We start from the raw sequence: 3,328 nt of genomic DNA, 5'->3' as shown, positions 1-3,328 counted from the left end.
GGTTCAAACCCTATAAAAAAGATGATTGCCATCCAATCTCCTGCAAACTCTATCGAATTATCCATCAACTTAACTGACGACCAATTTTTTCAGCTTTGTCAGAACAACCGCGATTATCAATTTGAACGTACAGCATCAGGGGAATTAATTATTATGTCACCAACAGGCAGTGAAACTAGCATACGTAATGCCGATTTAACATCTCAACTCCGAGTCTGGAACCGTCAAACTAAACTGGGAGTTGTATTCGACTCTTCTGGAGGCTTTAAACTTCCCAATGGGGCCGATCGCTCTCCTGATGCCTCTTGGGTCAAAAAAGAACGCTGGGATGCTTTAACACCGGAACAAAAAGACAGTTTTGCTCCTTTGTGTCCAGATTTTGTGGTCGAGTTGCGCTCGAAGACTGATTCGTTGAAAAAGCTGCCAGAGAAAATGCAAGAATATATAGATAACGGTGCGAGATTGGGTTGGTTAATTGACAGGCAAAATCGGCGGGTAGAAATTTATCGCCCCAGTCAAAGTGTGGAAATTCTCCAAAATCCTGCCACTGTGTCGGGGGAAGATATACTGCCTGGTTTTGTATTAGATTTAGCAGAAATTATGTAGTCAGTGGCAGCATAACTCGGTTTTACTCCCAAAGTGGCGATCGCACCTTCATTTTTCGCCAACAAAGCCGCCGACTTCCAAGTCCTGAAAAACTCCTGTTTCCAATCCAGCCATCCGCCAAGAAAAAACCCACCACTGCATCTCCACCCTAACGGAGGGCTGTTAACCAAGCTGACCATTATCTTGAGGAATAACTCAAGGACGAGGGGCTATTCCCTTTGGTCTATTTTAAAGATTTGGTATTTTGCTCGATTAACTTTTCTCAAGACAGATGTCAAGCTGTACAATACCCAAAAGGGTAAAAAAGAAAGGTAGCAAAAATGAGTTGGACCTGCGACGGCGTACCCAAAAATAGTCGAGAATCATATAACGTTAGTGGCCCCCACCCACCCTATGACAACGACGGGCTAATCTGCATGAGCTGTGGCTTACCGAAAGAGGCTATGGTTGATCAGCCTCCAGAACCACGGCTACCAATCAAACCAATTCTGATGGCTTTAGCAGGAGTATTAGTCTTAGGCGGTGGCGGATTTGGCTTGTACAAAGCGTTGTCAGGCGGTAGTTCCGGGCCAACGGGTGGAGGCACACCTTCTTCTAGTCCCACCACAACTGCTGTTTCACCGGGGGAATTCCTCAGTTCTAAAGCAGTCAGCGCCCCGCTAATTAGTCAAGGAGAAAAAATCCTGCTAGCAGGCGGCAAAGCTGATGCTGAAAAACAAGCTGGGGCGGCGGCATTTGTAGGCAAAAATTGGGATGAGGCGATCGCCAAATATGAAGCAGCTACCAAAACCGACCCCAACGACCCGGAAACTAAAATTTACCTCAACAATGCAGCGGCTCAAAAAACAGGAAATCCCCTGACAATCGCCGTCGTAGTTCCCATCGGTGCCAGCGCTGATGCAGCCAAAGAAGTCCTCAGAGGAGCTGCTTTATATCAAGATCAATTTAACAAAAGTCCAACGGTTCCCGGTCGGTTATTAGAAATTGTAATTGTTAATGACGAAGTTGGCAAAACTGTGTCGATCGCCCAAGACTTAGTTAACTCTCCCAACGTATTGGGAGTTTTGGGACACGGCATTGACAGCAGTTCTCAAGACGCGATCAAAACCTATGAAACCGCAGGATTAGCAGCCATTTCGCCTGTCAGTTCCAGCGTGTCGATCGACGCTGCCAACAAAGCCACCTTGAAATTGACAAAGCTGTTGGAAAAAACCGACGAAATGCTAAAAGTTTACCTCCAAAAAGTTGGGGAAACTGTCGCCAATTATGCTAACAAAAATCACTCCCCCGGCGCGATCGCCATTTTCTACAACTCCGACAGCGTTTACAGCAAGCAACTCAAGGAACTATTAGTTGTCGAAGTGCCAAAAGCTAGCGGCAAAATTGTCCAAGAAGTAGACATCAAAGCTGGTGCAACTTTTGATGCCAAATCTGCTGTCGCTGATGCGAGCAAGGCCGGAGCAAATGTGGTATTTATGGCGATGAGTAAAGACCAAGTAGAACAGGCGATCGCGATCGCGATCGCCAACAAAGATACATCCCCACCTTTAGCCTTAATGGGAGGCAGCGAACTTTACAATCCTACTACTTTAATCAAGGGAGGAGATGCTATCAAAGATTTAGTGCTAGCAGTTCCTTGGAGGTGGGAAAAAGACGATCCTTTTTCCAAACAAGCCTCCGAAATTTGGAAAGGACGAGTCAGTTGGCGAACTGCAACTGCCTTCGATGCCACCCAAGCTTTAACAGCCGCCATCACCAGCAATCCTACCCGCGAGGGAACAGTCAAATTCCTCACCGCAGGAACTTTGATATCGGGAACTGCCAAGGAATTTGACCTGTTAAAAGAAATTCCGTTAGTCAAAGCTGTCGAAGGTAAAGACGGCCCTCCGGGGTCGAAATATCAGTTCGATGCTATTAAATAGTTTGCCAACCAAGTTAAAACTACTATAGGTCGATCGGTGATTAGAACTCAACGCCCGCTGTGGCAACATCCTTTATTTCAAAGACCGTTAATCGTGCTGTGCTTCTGTTTAATTGCCGCAGCACTGTTTGGTCTATTCGGGTTTGGCAGACCAAATATTGCAGTGGCGATCGCCCTCGATCTCAGCAGCAGCACCTACCAGCCCCAAGCCTTCAATGCTCCCGGCACAATTATGCAGCAAGAAGTAGCAGCAGTCAAAGCCTATTTAGATGTAAATTCTAAATTACCAAGCAACCCAAATACCATTCAAGTGTTTGGCATTGGCGGCGGCAAAGCTCCAGCATTAACCACTAACTTTAGCGCCGATACCAAAAAAGTAGAAGCAGAATTAGGTCGAGCTCTGCAAGACCCCAACCTGCCTAAATCTCTCCAACCAGAACCACCCCAAGACAGCCTAGATGTTCCCATCCGGGAGGCATTAAATGCTTTTAAAACCGTGCCGAATAGCTGTCGCGAAATTGTGATTGTGAGCGATGCTGGAATTGAACTGGCTCCGCAAACCGTCACTGAAGCCACCGCTCAAAAAGTTAAGATTAATGGCATTACCTTCGGGGGAAAAAGTTTCGAGCCGCTCAAACAAGCTACTCTACAAACAGGAGGAATTTATATTTCCGGTGCCGATGTCAATCTCAATACTTCATTTACTGAAAAAATATTTCCCAAACTCAATAGTAACATCAAATGGGTAATCTTTTGGTTGGGTGCTGCTTGGATTGCCTTGATGTGGACGCTGACGATGCC

General features: G+C 46.2%; 3 protein-coding genes. All 3 read left to right on the top strand.

Annotated elements, in window-relative coordinates:
* The first annotated feature begins 21 nt into the window (after positions 1-21).
* Positions 22-606, top strand: a complete 585-nt coding sequence (locus tag IQ270_RS29190) for a Uma2 family endonuclease (RefSeq protein ID WP_193976608.1) — start codon at positions 22-24, stop codon at positions 604-606.
* 320 nt (positions 607-926) lie between these two features.
* Positions 927-2,528 (top strand): ABC transporter substrate-binding protein, encoded by a 1,602-nt coding sequence (locus tag IQ270_RS29185; RefSeq protein WP_193976607.1) that lies wholly within the window; start codon positions 927-929, stop codon positions 2,526-2,528.
* A 36-nt stretch (positions 2,529-2,564) separates the two neighbouring features.
* Positions 2,565-3,328 (top strand): VWA domain-containing protein (locus IQ270_RS29180; RefSeq protein WP_193976606.1); only part of this gene is annotated, 764 nt, incomplete at its 3' end.

Origin of the sequence: Microcoleus sp. LEGE 07076, assembly GCF_015207455.1 — a bacterium.
Taxonomy (GTDB): domain Bacteria; phylum Cyanobacteriota; class Cyanobacteriia; order Cyanobacteriales; family Microcoleaceae; genus Microcoleus.
This window is presented reverse-complemented; position numbering and strand designations above follow the sequence as displayed.

What these genes read in the sequence shown, in the direction of transcription:
- IQ270_RS29190 (WP_193976608.1), top strand. Translation starts at nt 22, where the DNA reads ATGATTGCCATCCAATCTCCTGCAAACTCTATCGAATTATCCATCAAC.
- IQ270_RS29185 (WP_193976607.1), top strand. Translation starts at nt 927, where the DNA reads ATGAGTTGGACCTGCGACGGCGTACCCAAAAATAGTCGAGAATCATAT.